Here is a 17,100-nt window from a genome sequence, read left to right as displayed (position 1 = left end):
ATGAATCAGCGAATTCAGCAGGAGATTGTCAGTGAGGACAATCTTGTTTACCGTTTAAAACGTCCTCTCCACAAGCAGGGTCTCTTTTGGGCAGCTCTGGTGTCTGGTATTATCATCTTTCTTCTGGCCTTGCTCAGTATAATCCTCGTCATTACTACGATTGGCCTTATGGAGGAAAATGACCATCTCAAGTCCCTCACAGGCTACCATAACTCGCCTTTAGAGACCTATTCCAGCCACGCTTTTGAGAAAACAGTTGAATTTTCCAGCGGACTCAAGGTGACAGTTCATTCGGCAGTGGAAGATAGCAAGAGAGTCATGAGCGATGAGTCAACAGGAGTAGCTGTCGTTGCAACCATCACGGTTGAAAATACTTCTAAAAAGCCCATTTTGGTCAGTCCTTATGACTTTGGACTTTATGACAAGAAGGAAAATGTCTATATTTTGGACGGCTCAACCTTTGACAATACACAAATCGGCACCAATCTGGCGCCAGGCAAGTCTATCCGCTTTGACTTGGTTTTTGATGGGGAAGGCGGCGATGAGGATACCTATACCGTGACCTATGAAAATGCTAAGTGGCAAAAGGAGAAAAGCAAGCTAAAGCAAGAGAAAAAGAAGGAGCAGTAGGGAAAATTATCCTATTACTCTAATACCTTTGCTACTTTCCGCACCCAGATTTGAAAGTGGAGGCAGCAAATGTTATAGATGAAAGAGGATTTGAGACAAAAGTTTCAAATCTTTTTCTTGACTATGACCTTAGAGGAGGGTGTATACTGGTGAAAATTAGAAAAGGAGATTACCATGAAAATCAATATGATTCGTTCAGATAAGGTTTATCAAGAGCTGCTTGAACTTCCATTTGATAAAAGGGAGGGCTGTTTTCGAGCGAAAATACTCGCTCCATTTGCTCCTAAATACCAAACTCAGCACATTCCTTTAAAAGCGAAGTATCCTGGAGGATTTGATGCTCTATTTCTACTTGGCTTTATGAATCAGCTGCCTGGAACTCTGTCGGAAAAGGATAGACCAGCTATCGACTCTCTGAGCTCTGATCAACTCTGGCAAGACTGCCAGGATACCATCAAAAGGAGTATTGGTCTTTTTGAACAGGCTGGCTATGATTTAGAGGTTGAGGATTACCATTTTACTATATTATTGGGCAATCCAGACAAGCCTATGCTACAGCTCAATAAGGGTTACAGCGGAGATGGAGGAATTCCAGGCTACCTCATGCTTAGTCTACTACCAAATGACTATACTTTGCCACGTGTGCAGGCGGCATTAGCCCACGAGTGCAATCACAATGTCCGCTTCCAATTTATCAAATGGAATCAGCAGACGACACTAGCAGACTGGGTAGTTAGTGAAGGATTGGCAGAGTCTTTTGCTGCTGAGCTCTATGGTAAAGAACTCATTGGACCTTGGGTCACTTCAACCAGTCCAGAGCAATTAGAGGAGATTAAGCCCATCATCTCAAGTCAGCTTCAGCTAACGGGGATGGCGGAAATGGCTCCATATCTCTACGGTGATGAAATTGCAGAGATACAGGGTCAGATACCAGTTGGAATGCCTTATGCTGCGGGCTATGCTTATGGCTATCATTTGATACAAGCCTATCTGAAAAAGACTGGCAAGAGCATTATTGAAGCGACAGTAACATCGACAGAAGAGATTTTAGAGGCGACGAAAGACTTTTGGCAATGACACATTTCTGCTTGAAAATCTGCCTGAACCTGATATAATGTAGGTAATTTCTGGAGGTGACTATATGCACTATAAAAGAGTTGAATTGAAAGTTACAAATCAAGGTATCCATGAGCGCAAGATTTTTCAAGGTGTCAAGATTTTCAATCGTAGCAAGCTGTCCAAAGATCAGAAAAGCATTCTAACACAGAAGCTTTACCTGACACCGAAGCAAAACATCGTTTACTATCAGCGAACAGATGTCAATTATGACCAGAACTGGCATCATAATAAGGACTATTACGAACTAGCTTATGACCAGTTGGACAGAGAAACTGTCTTTAAGGTTTGTCAAGATTTTGACGAACTAAGTCCTTTTCTGGAGAATGAGCTGCTGGAGAAGCTAAAAGAAAAGCAGTCAGCAGGCAAGTTTTTTGAAAAATTAGATATATAAAAATCCGACCGCTTTTATAAGCAGTCGGATTTCTTTGAGTTCTAGTTTTATAATCTTTTATAAGTAAATATAGAGCTATTAAGCCAGCAGTATTTTTTTATTTACCAAGATACTGAAATTCGATCCATTTTTATTATGAACATCTAACTTAGTTAGAAGTTGTGGGAACAGTATAGTTGACATCTTTGAAGAATAAGCGTATAATCAAAAAAATGATTGAGTACTCACTCAATACGTGAGGGGTAAAGGAGTTTATAAAATGGTTGTTCAAGCAATACAATATAGTCGTTTCGGTAATGAAGAAGTGTTAAATTTGGTGAATATTAAATCTGATTCTTTAGAAGCGAATCAAGTTAGGGTAGAAGTTCATGCTGTTGGTTTAAATCCTATTGATTATAAGACTTTTGAGGGTGCAAAGCCACTTAGATTTTTATCTTTTATGGCGAAACTAAGGAATCCCAGTCGTTGGTTTGAGTCGAAATCATCTCTTTTTCCAAGAGGTGTTGGTAGGGATTTTGCTGGAGTTATCACAGAAATTGGTGAAGGAGTGAATACGTTTTCAGTAGGGGATAAGGTTTTTGGATCAATGATCAGTGACCCTGGATTGGGGACCAAGAGGGGAACTTTGGCAACAGAAATTTGTGTCAATGTATCGGAAATTGTATTAAAACCAAAGCTGATTGATATGAACCACGCAGCTACTATGGGTGTAGCCTCTCTAACTGTGGGTGGTGCATTTAGAAAGATTGAGTTAAATTCTAAAGATGTTGTAGTTATTTCAGCAGCGACTGGTGGTATTGGAAGTATTGCAGTACAGTATGCAGTTGCTAAGGGTGCAACGGTTATCGGAATTGCAAGTAAGAAGAATTCAGAATATCTGAAGTCCTTAGGTGCCATACCAGTAGCTTACGAAGAGAATATCCAAAATGCTCTTCTATCAGCAACCCCAAAGCCGATTACAAAGTTCTTGGATTGCTATGGAAGTGATTACGTTAAGTTAGCTTTTAGTCTAGGTTTGAAGGGGAGTGAGATCGGAACTCTAGTACCTTCTCCATATGTTATAATAAGAGGAGCTCAGTTCACGGGTCCGAGACACTCTACATATGATGATTTTAAGGCTCTAGCGGAGATGGTCTCAGATGGGAAGGTTCAGCTAAATATTGATCAAGTATATGACTTTTCTCTAAAGTCAGTTAGAGAAGCATATCGTAGTCTGAAATTGGGACACACTCGAGGTAAGAAAGTCGTAAAAGTAAGAGAGGAGCAGGGAGGTGCTAGTGGTGGAAAGTTTAGAACAAAAGTATGCCCAGACATTAGAAAATAGCAATTTGAGTTTAAAACAACGTCAAGTGCTGTTATCAAGTCTAAAGTTATTTTCAGAAATTGGTTTTGAAAACACAACAGCAAGTCTTATCGCCAAGGAAGCTGGAGTTTCAGAAGGGACGGTTTTTAGTTACTTTAAGACCAAGGAAGGCATCTTAGAAGCAATTTTATCGACTTTTCTTGATCAAGTTATTCCAGATGTGATTGCTGATTTTTCTAAGAAGAAATTTACAGCAAACCAAGAGACTTTTTCAGTGTTTTTGAGAAGTATTGTTCGTGATAGACTAGTTTTTATTCAGGAGAATCAAATGCAAGTTAAAATTCTCTTGAGTCGTTCTTTTATTGATAATACTATTTCTAACCAGTTAGGGAATGTTATTGTTCACTCTATCATTAGGCCAATTAGTCCAGTTCTGAATCAGTTTAAAGAAAAGGGCCTCATCAGAAATTGGTCAAACGAAAGAATCGTTCGCTATATTTTAGCTTTGAGTCTTTCTTATGTTCTTCCAATGATGTTGAATGATAATGAGGACCTAGATATAGATGAGATAGTAAATGAAATAGTTGAATGCCTGTCTTTTGCATTAGTAGAAGTAAAATAAATCTTGATTTTAAGCTTACTATTTTAAATAGTGAGCTTTTTTGAAGCCAACATAAAAATCCCCAATCATAATGATTGAGGATTGAGCAAATGAATCTTAGACAATACCTTGGGCAATCATAGCGTTTGCTACGTTTTCGAAAGCAGCAATGTTAGCACCAGCCAGGTAGTTTTTGCCAAGTCTGTAAGTTTCAGCGGTAGTTTTAGCTGTGTTGAGGATGTTGGTCATGATGTTCTTGAGACAGCCAGGGTATACCGACATCTATTCATCTGATAAGAGAGATTTTATCATCCAGATATTCATAGCTGGGTGGCCGGCAGCGTTAGAAATTGGTTGTTGCAGTGATGTAAAACCATAGTGTTGATAGACGGCCACGGCCGTAGCTAGTTCAGTAGTGGTTTCTAGATAAAGCTGTTCATAATCTGCTAGGCGGGCTTCTTGGAATATCTGCTTTATCAGCCGACTGGAATAACCTTTGCCACGACTGTTTTTAGTGACATACAGTTTTTGTAATTCAGCAATTTTATCAGACACAGGTGCAAAGCCACCGCAGCCAACGAGATGACCTTCATCTTCCAGAACAAAGTAAGCTGCCCTCTCTTGATGTTGATAATAGTCGGCCAAATGATCTAGATGAGAATCAAAGTAGACAGTTCCTGGTTTGTCAAGCCCGAATTCTTCTAGACTGGCTCGAATGAGCTGCGCTACAGCTGGATTGTCTCTCACTTCCATTGGCCGTAAGTTCATGATTTGTCCTCCGATAGGATGTATCGACTAGTTAAACAATACCTTGGGCGATCATAGCGTTGGCTACGTTTTCGAAAGCAGCAATGTTAGCACCAGCCAGGTAATCTTTGCCAAGTCCGTAAGTTTCAGCGGTAGTCTTAGCTGTGTTGAAGATGTTTGTCATGATGTCCTTGAGGCGGCCGTCAACTTCTTCGCGAGTCCATGACAGACGAAGACTGTTTTGGCTCATTTCCAGAGCGGATACAGCTACACCACCAGCATTGGCAGCTTTGGCAGGTCCGTAGAAGATACCATTTTCTTTGTAAACAGCGATAGCATCCAGGTCGCTAGGCATGTTGGCACCTTCAGATACACAGATAACACCTTGAGAAACCAAGCGTTTAGCTGCGTCGCCGTTGATTTCGTTTTGAGTCGCACATGGCAGAGCAATATCATAGTTACCAGCGTAAGTCCATACAGAACCTTCATGGTATGTAGCAGTTGGTTTCTCAGCTGCATATTCAGTCAAACGAGCACGGCGTTTTTCTTTAACATCAACCAAAAGATCAAAGTCAATACCATTTTCATCGATGACATAACCGTTTGAGTCAGATACAGAGATAACAGTTGCACCGAGTTCAGTAGCTTTTTGGAGAGCATATTGGGCTACGTTACCAGAACCGGAAATAACCACCTTCTTGCCAGCAAAGCTTTGGCCGTTAGCCTTGAGCATTTCTTCGGTGTAGTAAACCAAGCCGTAACCAGTTGCTTCTGGACGGATCAAGCTGCCGCCAAATCCAAGGGGTTTACCAGTCAAGACACCAGCGTCGAATTGATTGAGGCGTTTGTATTGGCCGTAGAGGTAGCCGATTTCACGTCCGCCGACACCGATATCACCAGCTGGAACGTCAAGAGATGGGCCGATGTGTTTTTGCAATTCAGTCATGAAGCTTTGGCAGAAGCGCATCACTTCAGCATCTGTCTTGCCTTTTGGATTAAAGTCAGATCCACCTTTACCACCACCGATTGGCAGGCCAGTCAAGACGTTTTTAAAGATTTGTTCGAATCCGAGGAATTTCAAGATCCCTTGATTTACAGTCGGGTGGAAACGAAGACCGCCTTTATAAGGGCCAACTGCTGAGTTAAATTGTACGCGGTAACCACGGTTAACTTGTACTTTACCTTCGCGGTCAACCCAAGGAACACGGAAGCTGATAACGCGCTCAGGCTCAGTAATACGCGCTAGGATGTTTTCTTCAATGTATTCTGGGTGTTTTTCAAAAACGGGCTCCAGGGTATTGAGAAACTCTTCAACAGCTTGGAGGAATTCTGCCTCGTGTCCGTTGCGTGCTTTTACGGTCTCGAAAGTGCTTTGGATATATTCTTTAGCAGTTGTCATCTGTCATTCTCCTTTAAATAAAATAGTAAACCATCCTGTCGGAAGCTGCTTGCAGCTTGTATGACGAGGATGTGTTTAAAACTTTAAAACAGACATCTTTTAAATGTCATATTTTATTACATGGAACATTATAGCAGACTTTTTTTCCCTTGTAAAGAAAAAAGTTGAATTTTCTAAAAATTTCCACAATTTGTTTTCTGAAATATTTCAGAAAGAGGGTCAATCGAACTGGATATTTTCCGAACGTTAGTCAGGAATTGCTGGTTTAAAAAACGAAAAAGCGGGTTTTGGTGATATAATAGAGGAAATGAGCTAAAGGCACTCGCCTTCAGAAGAAAAAGGAGCGTTTTACTATGGTTTCGACATCGACACAGATTGCTGGTTTTAATTTTGATAACTGCCTGATGAATGCAGCTGGGGTTGCCTGCATGACAAAAGAGGAACTGGCAGAAGTCAAAGATTCTGCTGCGGGAACCTTTGTGACCAAGACGGCGACGCTGGAATTTCGCCCGGGAAACCCAGAACCGCGCTATCAGGATGTTCCGCTGGGGTCTATCAACTCCATGGGACTGCCCAACAATGGTTTAGACTACTATCTTGACTACCTGCTGGAACTCCAGGAAAGCGAACCAAATCGTACTTTCTTCCTCTCTTTGGTCGGTATGTCGCCAGAAGAAACCCACACCATTCTTCAGAAAGTGCAGGCAAGTGACTTTAAAGGCATTACTGAGCTCAATCTCTCTTGCCCCAATGTCCCTGGCAAGCCACAGATTGCCTATGATTTTGAAGCGACTGAAACGATTTTGTCAGAAGTTTTTGCTTATTTCACCAAGCCGTTGGGCATCAAGCTGCCTCCTTATTTTGACATCGTGCATTTTGACCAGGCTGCGGCGATTTTTAACAACTATCCGCTCAAGTTTGTCAATTGTATAAACTCTATCGGAAACGGTCTTTATATAGAAGATGAGTCAGTGGTCATTCGTCCGAAAAATGGTTTTGGCGGTATCGGAGGACAGTACATCAAACCGATCGCTTTAGCCAATGTCCATGCATTTTACCAACGCCTTAAACCAGAAATCCAAATCATCGGAACAGGAGGTGTCCTGACTGGCCGCGATGCTTTTGAGCATATCCTCTGTGGAGCCAGTATGGTGCAGGTAGGAACAACCCTTCATAAAGAAGGAGTGGCAGCCTTCGAGCGAATCACTGCAGAACTCAAGGCTATTATGGAAGAAAAAGGCTATGAAAGTCTGGAAGATTTCCGAGGAAAATTGAAGTATATTGAGGGGTAATTAAAATACGACTGTCTAAGATTGAAGAAAGCTCCATATTTGAAGACTTTCTTCAATCTTTTTTTAGAGCGATGGAAATATCTGGGAACTACTAACCTCCACATTTTAAATGATATCCTAGAACTGTGCGATACTATAAGTAAAATAAATTGATAAGATAGTGTGAAAGGGAAATTATGATGAATAAAAAATTCTTATGGAGTGTACTCAGTATTCTAGTGCTTATGGGACTGGTTATCATAGGATTTAGTATGCACCAACACCAGAAGAAACAGGAAATGATACGCATTGCGACTAGTAAAGAAGCAAGAAAGATTTATGAAGAACATATGAGAGCGAATGATCCTAATGCTCTAACAAGAGAAGGAGTTATTCAATCTTATGAAATTGATACTGAGACATTAGAATATAATCCGATGGGGGGGCTGATGGTTCGATTGTATTTTAATAACAATAAAGAGTTGGACTTTCATTTTGGATTGATAAAAAATGACAATGGAGAGTATGAAACATATGGCTATACCGTATCACCTAAATTATCAGCTTTGTTAAAGGAAAACGTTAAAAGAGCAAAAAATATGTGAATGATCAAAATCTTCAGACGGCTATGACTGAAGATAACGACAATTCTCTTAATCGTGAAGTAAAAGATCAATATGATAGAAGTGTTGGCACAGTCACTCAAGTTTACGATAATACTGGTCACGCTGTTCTTCCACCTTATTTACGAATTGCTCTAGTTTGGTTAATCAGACTCGTATAATCTTCTACGATAATTTTATTGTAATATAGAGTCATTCCCTATTAAATCATTTTATAGTATAAAGAGGTAAAGGAGGGGATGTAGAAATGAAGAAATTACTATCTATTTTGGGAGTTTTTGGAATTATTATTTTTATGGGCGGCTGTAGTATGAATAAGCAAATGCAAGAAGATAAGCAAAGGGAAGAGATGCTTAAAGTTGTAAGAAGTGAAGAAGTAAAACAATTAATTGAAGAAGGGATAAAGAATTTAGATAGTCAGTATTTAACTGAAACGGGTATTATAAAGTCATATAAAATTGATTATAATTCCGCAGAACTTCATCCAATGGGTGGTATTGTGATTACTACATATATTAACAATAACAAAGATTTGTATATTAAAGATACTATCAATGAAGATTATGCATCAAAAAAATTAGAAATTGGTGGTAGCATTGTATCAAAAAAACTAAGTGATTTACTAAAGGGTGAATAATTATGGTGTATTTTACTGATAGACAAAGACAACATATTTCTAAACAACAATATGTTGACGCTGAAATTGATGGATAAGTCTGGGTTGATGTTGATTGCAACCCAGTTTTTCATATCATTCTGAAGAAAGTTCTAATCAAATCGCTATAATTTCCTTTCCTTTTATGAGAAAATAGACGCAAAGAAATGAGGTGTTTTTATGGCAGAAATTTATCTAGCAGGCGGATGCTTCTGGGGATTGGAAGAGTACTTTTCCCGCATTGAGGGTGTGGAGGAAACGACAGTGGGATATGCCAATGGACAGGTAGAATCAACTAACTACCAGCTGATTCACCAGACGGACCATGCAGAGACGGTTCATCTGGTCTACGATGAAAAGCAGATTAGCCTGCGGGAAATCCTGCTCTATTATTTCCGAGTCATTGATCCTCTGTCGGTCAATAAGCAGGGAAATGATGTAGGACGTCAGTATCGGACGGGCGTTTACTATACCAATCAAGCCGATAAGACAGTCATTGAGCAAGTCTTTGCTGAACAGGAAAAGCAGCTGGGGAGAAAGATTGCTGTTGAGCTAGAGCCTTTGCGTCACTATGTCCTAGCTGAGGATTATCATCAGGATTATCTCAAGAAAAATCCCAGCGGCTACTGCCATATCAATGTCAATGATGCCTATCAGCCCTTGGTCGATCCAGGCCAGTATGAGAAGCCTACAGATGCGGAACTAAAAGAGCAGCTGACGGAAGAACAGTACCAGGTGACACAGCTTAGTGCAACAGAGCGTCCTTTCCATAATAGCTATAATGCCATTTTTGAAGAAGGGATTTATGTAGATGTGACGACTGGAGAGCCCCTCTTTTTTGCTGGTGACAAGTTTGAATCTGGCTGCGGCTGGCCTAGCTTTAGCCGGCCTATCGCCAGAGAAGTTCTGCGATATTATGAAGACAAGAGCCATGGCATGGAGCGGATCGAAGTGCGCAGCCGTTCTGGCAATGCCCATCTGGGGCATGTCTTTACTGACGGCCCAGAATCAGCAGGCGGTCTACGTTACTGTATCAACTCAGCAGCTCTGCGATTTATCCCAAAAGAAAAAATGGAAGCAGAAGGATACGGCTATCTGCTGACCTTCATGCAGTAAAAGGGCATAAAATCAACTCAAATGCTTCAATCAGTCATATAAATTTTTTATCACGGCGATAAATTATTTATATAAGCCAAGTCTCCTTGAACATGGTAAAATGAGAAGTAATCTTATAAAATAGAAGATTTAGAATTTTATCCATTAAAGGAGAAAAAATGATGAATTTGAAAAAAATCTTTTCAGTAGGCCTAGTAGGGCTTGCAGCCTTGGGTTTGGCAGCTTGCGGCGGCTCTTCTAGTAAGGAGAGCAAATCAGAAGACGGAACTGTAACGGTTAAGGTCGGGGTGATGAGCCTGAGTGATACAGAAGAAGCGCGCTGGAACAAGGTTCAAGAGATTCTTGACAAAGAAAATGCAGGCGTTAAATTAGAATATACGCAGTTTACCGACTACTCTCAGCCGAACCAAGCTCTGCTTGACGGTGATGTGGATATCAACGCTTTCCAACATTACAACTTCCTTGAAAACTGGAACAAAGAGAAGGGAGCAGACCTTGTGTCTGTTGCGGATACCTATATCGCTCCTATTCGTCTCTACTCTGGTACAAAGGACGGCAAAAATAAATATACAGATGTGAAAGACATCCCAGAAAATGGTACGATTGCCGTTCCAAATGATGCAACAAATGAGAGCCGCGCTCTTTATCTTCTTGAATCAGCTGGCTTGATCAAGCTTGATGTTAAAGGAAACGAGCTTGCGACTGTTGCCAACATCAAAGAAAACAAGAAGAATCTGACAATTTCTGAGTTGGATGCCTCTCAAACACCAGCTTCTCTGACTTCAGCAGATGCTGCAGTTGTCAATAATACTTTCGTTCGCGAAGCAGGCATTGACTACAAGAAGGCTCTCTTCAAAGAAGAAGCCAATGAAAACTCAAAACAATGGTATAATCTGATTGCAGCGAAAGCAGATTGGAAGAAATCAGACAAGGCTGACGCGATTGAAAAAATTATCAAGGCTTACCACACTGATGAAGTGAAAAAAGTTATCGAAGAATCATCAGATGGTATGGATCAGCCAGTGTGGTAATTTTTACTAGTAGAAAGTCATTGTATTGAATAAATGAAATGATTAAGAAGGGCGGAGATTAGCTTCTCCAGCCCTTTATCTGCTATTATGGTCATTTAGTTTAATCATTATCTGGCTTTGGGTTAGGTCGGTAAAGATTGCGGCTTGTGGTAGCACATTTCCCTAGTCAAGCGACAAGCGGAAAGCAAATTAAAAGGCTATAGTGGCTAAATCTCATATTGGACAAATCAAGGAGTGAATCGGAAATTATGGGCAAAGAAATTATCAAATTGGATCACATTGATGTCGTTTTTAATCAAAAGAAGCAAGACATTAGGGCCGTAGAAGATGTGACCATTCATATTAATCAGGGAGATATTTATGGAATTGTAGGCTATTCTGGTGCCGGCAAGTCTACCCTGGTTCGTGTCATTAACTTGCTGCAGGTGCCGTCTGCTGGCAAGATTACGGTGGATGATACGGTTTTCTATGATCATCATCAGGTTCAGCTTACTGCGGCTGAGCTACGCCAAAAGCGTAAGGATATTGGGATGATTTTCCAGCATTTTAACCTCATGGCTCAGATGACAGCCAAGGAAAATGTTGCCTTTGCGCTCAAGCATTCTCCTTTATCAGCTGCTGAAAAAGACAAGAAAGTTCATACGCTTTTAGACTTGGTAGGCTTAGCGGATCGGGCGGACAATTATCCTGCCCAGCTGTCTGGCGGTCAGAAGCAGCGGGTGGCCATTGCGCGGGCCTTGGCCAATGATCCCAAAATCCTCATCTCGGACGAGTCCACATCCGCTCTGGATCCTAAGACCACCAAGCAGATTCTTGCTCTATTGCAGGATTTGAATCAAAAATTGGGTCTGACAATTGTCCTCATTACCCACGAAATGCAGATTGTCAAGGACATTGCCAACCGGGTAGCAGTCATGCAAAATGGTCGGCTGATTGAGGAAGGCTCAGTTCTGGATATTTTCTCTAATCCCAAGAATGAGCTGACCCAAGATTTCATTACGACCGCAACGGGTATCAATGAGGCTATGATCAAAATCAACCAGCAGAGGATTGTGCAAAACCTGCCGGAAAATTCCATTCTGGCCCATCTGAAATACTCAGGTGTGGTGACGGACACAGCCATTATAAACGACATTTACAAGCAGTATCACATATCGGCCAATATTCTTCACGCTAATATTGAGATTTTAGACCATGTACCAGTCGGAGAAATGGTCGTTATCTTATCTGGAGAGACCAAGCAACTGGCGGCGGTGCAGGAAAGTCTGCGCGAAACAGGAGTAGAGCTGCATGTTCTGAAAGAAGGGAGTAACTAATGCTACAGCTGATTCAACAATTTATGCCCAATGTTTATAGAATGGGCTGGTCTGGGCAGGCTGGCTGGGGAACAGCTATTTACCTGACCCTGTATATGACTATCATTCCTTTCTTTATCGGAGGGATTCTAGGCTTTATCGCTGGTCTCTTGCTCGTCTTGACAGGGCCGAGAGGTATTTTGGAAAATAGACTTGTCTTTTTCGTCCTAGACAAGGTTACCTCAATCTTCCGAGCGATTCCTTTCATCATTCTCTTGGCCCTCATCAATCCTTTTACTCGGATTATTGTAGGAACTGGGATTGGACCGACTGCGGCCTTGGTGCCTCTTTCACTGGCTGTTTTTCCTTTCTTTGCCCGTCAGGTTCAGGTGGTCTTATCCGAACTAGACCGAGGAGTCATTGAAGCAGCGCAGGCTAGTGGAGCAACCTTCTGGGACATTGTCGGTGTTTACTTGCGGGAAGGTCTGCCGGACTTGATTCGTGTGGTGACTGTTACACTGATCTCTTTGGTTGGGGAGACTGCTATGGCTGGAGCGATTGGTGCCGGTGGACTGGGAAATGTTGCCCTGACTTATGGTTATCAGCGTTTCAACCATGATGTGACCATTCTTGCGACGATTCTTATTTTACTGCTTATCTTCTTTATTCAGTTTGTTGGGGATTTCCTGACACGGAAGATTAGTCATAGATAATGACTGACAACTAGGGCCTCAGCCGGGGGCTCTTTTTTTATGCTATAATTTTATAAAAGACTTGCACAATTAGATTAGGCTTGTTATAATAGCTAAAATCTCTTGAAACCAAGTGTTGGGAAAGTGAGGATATGGCGGATGAAAGCTTATACAAATGTCAATCTGGTGACCTGTGACAGCGAATTTCATGTTTACCGGGACGGGCTGCTAGTGATTGAAGACGACCGCATTGCCTACTGTGGTCCCTATGATGAAAAATGGCTAGGGAAATGCAGTGAAACAGTGGATTATGAAGGTGCTTGGATCATGCCAGGGCTGGTCAACTGTCATACTCACTCGGCCATGACCTTGCTGCGCGGGATTCGTGATGACAGCAATCTGCATGAATGGCTGGAGGACTATATCTGGCCAGCAGAAAGTCAATTCACAGCGGATCTAACGACCCAGGCTGTCCAGCTGGCTCTAGCTGAAATGCTGCAGTCAGGAACAACGACTTTTAACGACATGTATAATCCTCAGGGAGTGGATGTTGACCGGATTTATCAGACTATGCGGCAGTCTGGTATGCGCTGCTATTTCTCACCAACCCTCTTTAGCTCAGGGGCGGAAACGGCAGAAGAGACTCTGGCACGTACTCGGACCATTATTGAGAAAATTCTTTCCTATGATGATGAAGATTTTCAGGTTATGGTGGCGCCTCATTCGCCTTATGCCTGTGACGAAGATCTGCTCAAGGCCAGTCTTGAGTTAGCGCGTGAGCTGGATTTGAAGCTTCATATCCATGTGGCAGAGACCCAGGAAGAAAATAAAATCATCTTGGAGCGCTATGGTAAACGGCCTCTGGCTTTCTTAAAAGGCCTAGGCTACTTGGAGCAGCCAGCCATTTTTGCTCACGGGGTTGAGCTGAATCCGTCAGAGATTGCGGATTTAGCGGCTTCACCAGTCAGCATCGCCCACAATCCTATCAGCAACCTCAAGCTGGCTTCCGGTGTAGCTCCGGTGACGGACTTATTAGCCGCTGGGGTGACCGTTGGTCTAGCAACAGACTCTGTCGCTTCCAATAATAATCTGGATATGTTTGAAGAGGGGCGGACAGCTGCCCTCCTTCAGAAGATGCGGGCTGGAGATGCGACTCAGTTTACAATTGAGCAGGCTTTGAAAGCTTTGACTATTGAAGGAGCCAAAGCACTGGGCTTAGAGAAGAAAATCGGCAGTCTGGAGACGGGCAAACAAGCCGATTTCATTGTCATTCAGCCTAAGGGACGACTTCACCTCTTTCCTTTGGAAAATATGTTGTCGCACCTAGTGTACGCAGTCAAAGGCAGTGATGTTCAGGATGTCTACATTGCAGGTCAGCAGGTTGTCCGAGATGGCCAAGTGATGACCGTTGATGTAGGAAGTTTTGGGTAAGAATGAAAGCCGATTTTCAGCTCGTTGATTAGCTCCTAGAATTGAAAAAATAGAAAATGAAGCAGGAGAATGGGAGAGATTGCCGCAATTTGAAGATTGTAGCATGCTTCTCCCTCTCCTGCTTTTTGCTTTTCTTTCCTTTTAGTGATAAAAATAGTACAATATAGTAAAGATTGATGCGCTATTATCAAGCAAGAAAAAGCGGAGAGATGCGATGGATAAAAAAATTCTTTGGGAGAAGATTCAGACTTTTTTTCAGGAACTTTGGAAAAAGATATCGGGTTTTGCTGCGGAGCATACTCTCCTGACAGATGCCTACCAAGCTTGGCGGGATTGGATTAAGAAGTTGCCGCTTCCTCGTCCTAAGTTCTTTCAAAAACAGCTTAGCAATCGGCAGTTTGTCGGAGTGCTTTTGACAGTTGTTGGGCTGTCGGCTGGCTTAATTCTGCTGTCAGAGCATTTACCTGACTTCAGCTTTTCCTTCTCTGCAAAGAAAGAGCAGCAGTCGGATCCCTCTCGGAATCAAACGGTTCGTATCATGGCGACTGGGGATTTGCTTTATCATGACGGCCTTTATCTGAGTGCTCAGAAAGAAGATGGCTCTTACGATTTTTCTGAGAATTTCCACTATGCCAAAGAATGGCTTCGGCAGGGAGACTTGGTCTTAGGGGACTTTGAAGGCACGATTCGGCCGGATTATCCATTGAATGGCTATCCGCTCTTTAATGCTCCGGAAGCCGTAGTTCCAGCAATCAAGGATGCCGGCTATCAGGTGATGGACCTGGCTCATAACCACATTTTAGACTCTGGCTTGGAGGGAGTTTTTACTACAGCTCAGGCTTTTGAAAAAGAGGGAATCACTCCTATCGGTATTTATCCGCATGAAAAACGCAGTCAGGCACCGCTCTTGATAAAGGAAGTCAAAGGCATTAAGATTGCGCTGCTGGCTTACTCCTATGGTTACAACGGTATGGAGGGGCTTCTCAGTCAGGAAGATTATGATGATCGCCTGTCCGATCTGGATGAAGAAAAGATGCGAGCCGAGATTGAACGGGCAGAAAAGGAAGCTGACATCACAGTCGTCATGCCTCAGATGGGGATAGAGTACCAGTTGGAGCCAACAGAGGAGCAGATGACCCTCTACCATAAAATGGTTGACTGGGGAGCAGATATCGTCTTTGGAGGGCATCCGCATGTGGTTCAGCCGGCGGAGATTTTAGAGAAAGACGGCCAGAAGAAGCTGATTATGTATTCTATGGGGAATTTTATTTCCAATCAGCGTATCGAAACCATGGAGGAAATTGAAAATGCTCATTGGACTGAGCGCGGAGTGCTGATGGATGTTACCATTGAAAAGACACCAAAGGGCACGCACATAAAAAGCGCCCAGGCCCATCCCAGCTGGGTCAGCCGAGTTGAAAAGGGCGCTACTTCAGCAGACGGTCTTCCTTTATACACTTATCAGACCTGGATTTTGGACGACTTTGTCGAAGGTGGCAAGTATCGAGACAAACTGGATCAAGAAACCAGAGCACGGATTGATACCGCTTATCAGGAAATGAATTCTCATGTTGGCCTGAACTGGCCGGGGTAATAAATTACTTGAATATGAGTTTAGCCAGATTGGATTTTCCAATCTGGTTTTTGCTGTTTTAAAATCGAGGACTTTGTTATAATTAAAAAGGATTATAGAACTGTTAATGAATGAAACTGACTGCTTTCGAGCTCGTCTATTATTTTGATTTATTTTATTAGAAAGAAAATGAAATGTATCTTGGTTTGTGGCTGCTTTTGTATGTTATACCCATGTTTATCTTGTTTTTGTTGCTAGTGTGCTCCTTGGTCTTGATGATTTTCTGCCTGTTTCTGCGGAGAAATTTCTTCAAGGAAAAGCAAGGGCGCTATTTGTTGCTAGCTATCTTTTGGCTAGGGCTCTTCAATCTTCTGCTGAACTTGCTAGTATAGAAACGATGAGGTCGTAAGGAGAACAATCGAAATGAAATGACAGGGACTGGCTTTATCCTTGTAGGTTAAAACTAAATATTGATTGAAAATTAAAGAAAGGCGAAATATGGATTTTTTTGAACAACTTTTTCTTTTAATGGACTTTTTAATTCACTTTTTACCACTCTTGTTTATCTTTGTTATTTTTATCGTTTCATGGATAGTTTATATCTGTATAAAGAAACCTTTCTACAAAAGCATTTATGGGAAAGTGGTTAGTCTGCTTTTTTTGGGAACTTTGATTTGGAATTTGATTTATTTTGGCGGAGAAGATCGGGGCGGCTCTTACCAATTAGTAAAATTAAAGCCGGGCGAAGCTGTTTATGTAAAGATTAAAAAGCCTAATTTTGAGCTAATACAGGGTTCAGGAGTCAGTGTTTTAAAATTTAAAGATAAAACAGATGGGAAAATTAGAATATACGATTCTTATTTGAGAGAGCAGATAGGTGAAAATGAGTATATCTATGATGCAGAAAAAAAGTCTGTTCACTACTATAATGAAAAGGATGGGGGGATAACAATCCCAAACGAACAGGCTTTATCCGATTTAGGTATTGAGTTTAACGAAAACTATAGCATTGATGTCAACTTTACCCAAAATAGAGCGTTTGTTTTTAGCGTAAGCGATAGTGATCAAGATATCACTGTCCAAAACGAATCAGATAAACCCATATCTTTTTATGTCAAAGCCTATCACAGAGTCTATGGCTCAGAAGGTAGGGATCCGGATTTAGAATAATATATTACAAATCACGTTGCTATTTCTGTCTTTCTTTGAAATCAGCATAAAAA

The 17,100-nt window shown here is 41.7% G+C and carries 20 protein-coding genes; 17 read left to right on the top strand and 3 right to left on the bottom strand.

Annotated features, from left to right (window positions below):
* The 5 genes from FFV08_10040 (at position 1) to FFV08_10020 (ending at position 4,065) form a co-directional block, all read left to right on the top strand.
* A complete protein-coding gene (locus FFV08_10040) occupies positions 1-630 on the top strand; it encodes a DUF4352 domain-containing protein (protein QLB52902.1) in 630 nt (209 codons plus the stop codon).
* Between the two features lie 174 nt (positions 631-804).
* The gene (locus FFV08_10035) at positions 805-1,707 is read left to right on the top strand and encodes a Zn-dependent protease (GenBank protein QLB52901.1); all 903 of its coding nucleotides are present in this window, start codon (positions 805-807) and stop codon (positions 1,705-1,707) included.
* 64 nt (positions 1,708-1,771) lie between these two features.
* On the top strand, positions 1,772-2,140 hold the full coding sequence (locus tag FFV08_10030) for an EXLDI protein (protein QLB52900.1): 369 nt from the start codon (positions 1,772-1,774) through the stop codon (positions 2,138-2,140).
* 259 nt (positions 2,141-2,399) lie between these two features.
* Positions 2,400-3,464, top strand: a complete 1,065-nt coding sequence (locus FFV08_10025) for an NADP-dependent oxidoreductase (protein ID QLB52899.1) — start codon at positions 2,400-2,402, stop codon at positions 3,462-3,464.
* Positions 3,421-4,065, top strand: coding sequence for a TetR/AcrR family transcriptional regulator (locus FFV08_10020; GenBank protein ID QLB52898.1), 645 nt, complete (start codon positions 3,421-3,423; stop codon positions 4,063-4,065). The genes FFV08_10025 and FFV08_10020 overlap by 44 nt, the downstream gene beginning before the upstream one ends.
* A 96-nt stretch (positions 4,066-4,161) precedes the next feature.
* Here the strand turns inward: FFV08_10020 and FFV08_10015 are convergent, their stop codons facing one another.
* The 3 genes from FFV08_10015 to FFV08_10005 are packed head-to-tail and all read right to left on the bottom strand — an operon-like array spanning position 4,162 to position 6,190.
* A complete protein-coding gene (locus FFV08_10015) occupies positions 4,162-4,326 on the bottom strand; it encodes an NADP oxidoreductase (protein ID QLB52897.1) in 165 nt (54 codons plus the stop codon).
* The gene (locus tag FFV08_10010; GenBank protein QLB52896.1) at positions 4,327-4,812 is read right to left on the bottom strand and encodes a GNAT family N-acetyltransferase; all 486 of its coding nucleotides are present in this window, start codon (positions 4,810-4,812) and stop codon (positions 4,327-4,329) included.
* A 31-nt stretch (positions 4,813-4,843) separates the two neighbouring features.
* Positions 4,844-6,190, bottom strand: a complete 1,347-nt coding sequence (locus FFV08_10005; GenBank protein QLB52895.1) for an NADP-specific glutamate dehydrogenase — start codon at positions 6,188-6,190, stop codon at positions 4,844-4,846.
* A gap of 353 nt (positions 6,191-6,543) precedes the next feature.
* On the opposite strand from FFV08_10005, the gene FFV08_10000 reads away from it, so the two are divergent.
* From FFV08_10000 to FFV08_09945, 12 genes are all read left to right on the top strand, one after another.
* The gene (locus FFV08_10000) at positions 6,544-7,482 is read left to right on the top strand and encodes a dihydroorotate oxidase (protein QLB52894.1); all 939 of its coding nucleotides are present in this window, start codon (positions 6,544-6,546) and stop codon (positions 7,480-7,482) included.
* A 179-nt stretch (positions 7,483-7,661) separates the two neighbouring features.
* Positions 7,662-8,066 carry a DUF1310 family protein gene (locus tag FFV08_09995; GenBank protein ID QLB53299.1) on the top strand — a complete coding sequence of 135 codons (405 nt, stop codon included), beginning with the start codon at positions 7,662-7,664 and terminating at the stop codon, positions 8,064-8,066.
* Complete coding sequence (locus tag FFV08_09990; protein QLB52893.1) at positions 8,063-8,245, top strand: hypothetical protein; 183 nt, start codon at positions 8,063-8,065, stop codon at positions 8,243-8,245. Before FFV08_09995 ends, FFV08_09990 begins: the two co-directional genes overlap by 4 nt.
* Positions 8,246-8,331: 86 nt before the next feature.
* Positions 8,332-8,721: a DUF1310 family protein gene (locus FFV08_09985; GenBank protein QLB52892.1), complete on the top strand. Its 390-nt coding sequence runs from the start codon at positions 8,332-8,334 to the stop codon at positions 8,719-8,721.
* Between the two features lie 198 nt (positions 8,722-8,919).
* Positions 8,920-9,855: a peptide-methionine (R)-S-oxide reductase MsrB gene (gene msrB, locus FFV08_09980; protein QLB52891.1), complete on the top strand. Its 936-nt coding sequence runs from the start codon at positions 8,920-8,922 to the stop codon at positions 9,853-9,855.
* Between the two features lie 158 nt (positions 9,856-10,013).
* A complete protein-coding gene (locus FFV08_09975; GenBank protein ID QLB52890.1) occupies positions 10,014-10,886 on the top strand; it encodes a MetQ/NlpA family ABC transporter substrate-binding protein in 873 nt (290 codons plus the stop codon).
* 248 nt (positions 10,887-11,134) lie between these two features.
* On the top strand, positions 11,135-12,202 hold the full coding sequence (locus tag FFV08_09970; protein QLB52889.1) for a methionine ABC transporter ATP-binding protein: 1,068 nt from the start codon (positions 11,135-11,137) through the stop codon (positions 12,200-12,202).
* Entirely contained in the window at positions 12,202-12,894 is a 693-nt protein-coding gene (locus FFV08_09965) for an ABC transporter permease (GenBank protein ID QLB52888.1), read from the top strand. Before FFV08_09970 ends, FFV08_09965 begins: the two co-directional genes overlap by 1 nt.
* Before the next feature lie 138 nt (positions 12,895-13,032).
* Positions 13,033-14,304: a TRZ/ATZ family protein gene (locus FFV08_09960; GenBank protein ID QLB52887.1), complete on the top strand. Its 1,272-nt coding sequence runs from the start codon at positions 13,033-13,035 to the stop codon at positions 14,302-14,304.
* Positions 14,305-14,518: 214 nt separating this feature from the next.
* Complete coding sequence (locus tag FFV08_09955; protein QLB52886.1) at positions 14,519-15,898, top strand: CapA family protein; 1,380 nt, start codon at positions 14,519-14,521, stop codon at positions 15,896-15,898.
* Positions 15,899-16,085: 187 nt separating this feature from the next.
* Positions 16,086-16,286 (top strand): RhtB family transporter, encoded by a 201-nt coding sequence (locus FFV08_09950; GenBank protein QLB52885.1) that lies wholly within the window; start codon positions 16,086-16,088, stop codon positions 16,284-16,286.
* Positions 16,287-16,375: 89 nt separating this feature from the next.
* Positions 16,376-17,047 (top strand): hypothetical protein, encoded by a 672-nt coding sequence (locus FFV08_09945; protein QLB52884.1) that lies wholly within the window; start codon positions 16,376-16,378, stop codon positions 17,045-17,047.
* The last annotated feature ends 53 nt before the right edge of the window (positions 17,048-17,100 follow it).

Source organism: Streptococcus sanguinis, assembly GCA_013378335.1.
Classification (GTDB): Bacteria; Bacillota; Bacilli; order Lactobacillales; family Streptococcaceae; genus Streptococcus; species Streptococcus sanguinis_I.
Note: the sequence above shows the minus strand (reverse complement) of the source record. Positions and strands in the feature narration are given on the sequence as shown.

Coding starts and splice junctions, on each gene's coding strand:
- FFV08_10025 (QLB52899.1), top strand. CDS start 2,400: ATGGTTGTTCAAGCAATACAATATAGTCGTTTCGGTAATGAAGAAGTG.
- FFV08_10010 (QLB52896.1), bottom strand. CDS start 4,812: ATGAACTTACGGCCAATGGAAGTGAGAGACAATCCAGCTGTAGCGCAG.
- FFV08_09975 (QLB52890.1), top strand. CDS start 10,014: ATGATGAATTTGAAAAAAATCTTTTCAGTAGGCCTAGTAGGGCTTGCA.
- FFV08_09960 (QLB52887.1), top strand. CDS start 13,033: ATGAAAGCTTATACAAATGTCAATCTGGTGACCTGTGACAGCGAATTT.
- FFV08_09965 (QLB52888.1), top strand. CDS start 12,202: ATGCTACAGCTGATTCAACAATTTATGCCCAATGTTTATAGAATGGGC.
- FFV08_10030 (QLB52900.1), top strand. CDS start 1,772: ATGCACTATAAAAGAGTTGAATTGAAAGTTACAAATCAAGGTATCCAT.
- FFV08_09970 (QLB52889.1), top strand. CDS start 11,135: ATGGGCAAAGAAATTATCAAATTGGATCACATTGATGTCGTTTTTAAT.
- FFV08_10000 (QLB52894.1), top strand. CDS start 6,544: ATGGTTTCGACATCGACACAGATTGCTGGTTTTAATTTTGATAACTGC.
- FFV08_10035 (QLB52901.1), top strand. CDS start 805: ATGAAAATCAATATGATTCGTTCAGATAAGGTTTATCAAGAGCTGCTT.
- FFV08_09945 (QLB52884.1), top strand. CDS start 16,376: ATGGATTTTTTTGAACAACTTTTTCTTTTAATGGACTTTTTAATTCAC.
- FFV08_09955 (QLB52886.1), top strand. CDS start 14,519: ATGGATAAAAAAATTCTTTGGGAGAAGATTCAGACTTTTTTTCAGGAA.
- FFV08_10040 (QLB52902.1), top strand. CDS start 1: ATGAATCAGCGAATTCAGCAGGAGATTGTCAGTGAGGACAATCTTGTT.
- FFV08_09985 (QLB52892.1), top strand. CDS start 8,332: ATGAAGAAATTACTATCTATTTTGGGAGTTTTTGGAATTATTATTTTT.
- FFV08_10015 (QLB52897.1), bottom strand. CDS start 4,326: ATGTCGGTATACCCTGGCTGTCTCAAGAACATCATGACCAACATCCTC.
- FFV08_09995 (QLB53299.1), top strand. CDS start 7,662: ATGAATAAAAAATTCTTATGGAGTGTACTCAGTATTCTAGTGCTTATG.
- msrB (QLB52891.1), top strand. CDS start 8,920: ATGGCAGAAATTTATCTAGCAGGCGGATGCTTCTGGGGATTGGAAGAG.
- FFV08_10005 (QLB52895.1), bottom strand. CDS start 6,190: ATGACAACTGCTAAAGAATATATCCAAAGCACTTTCGAGACCGTAAAA.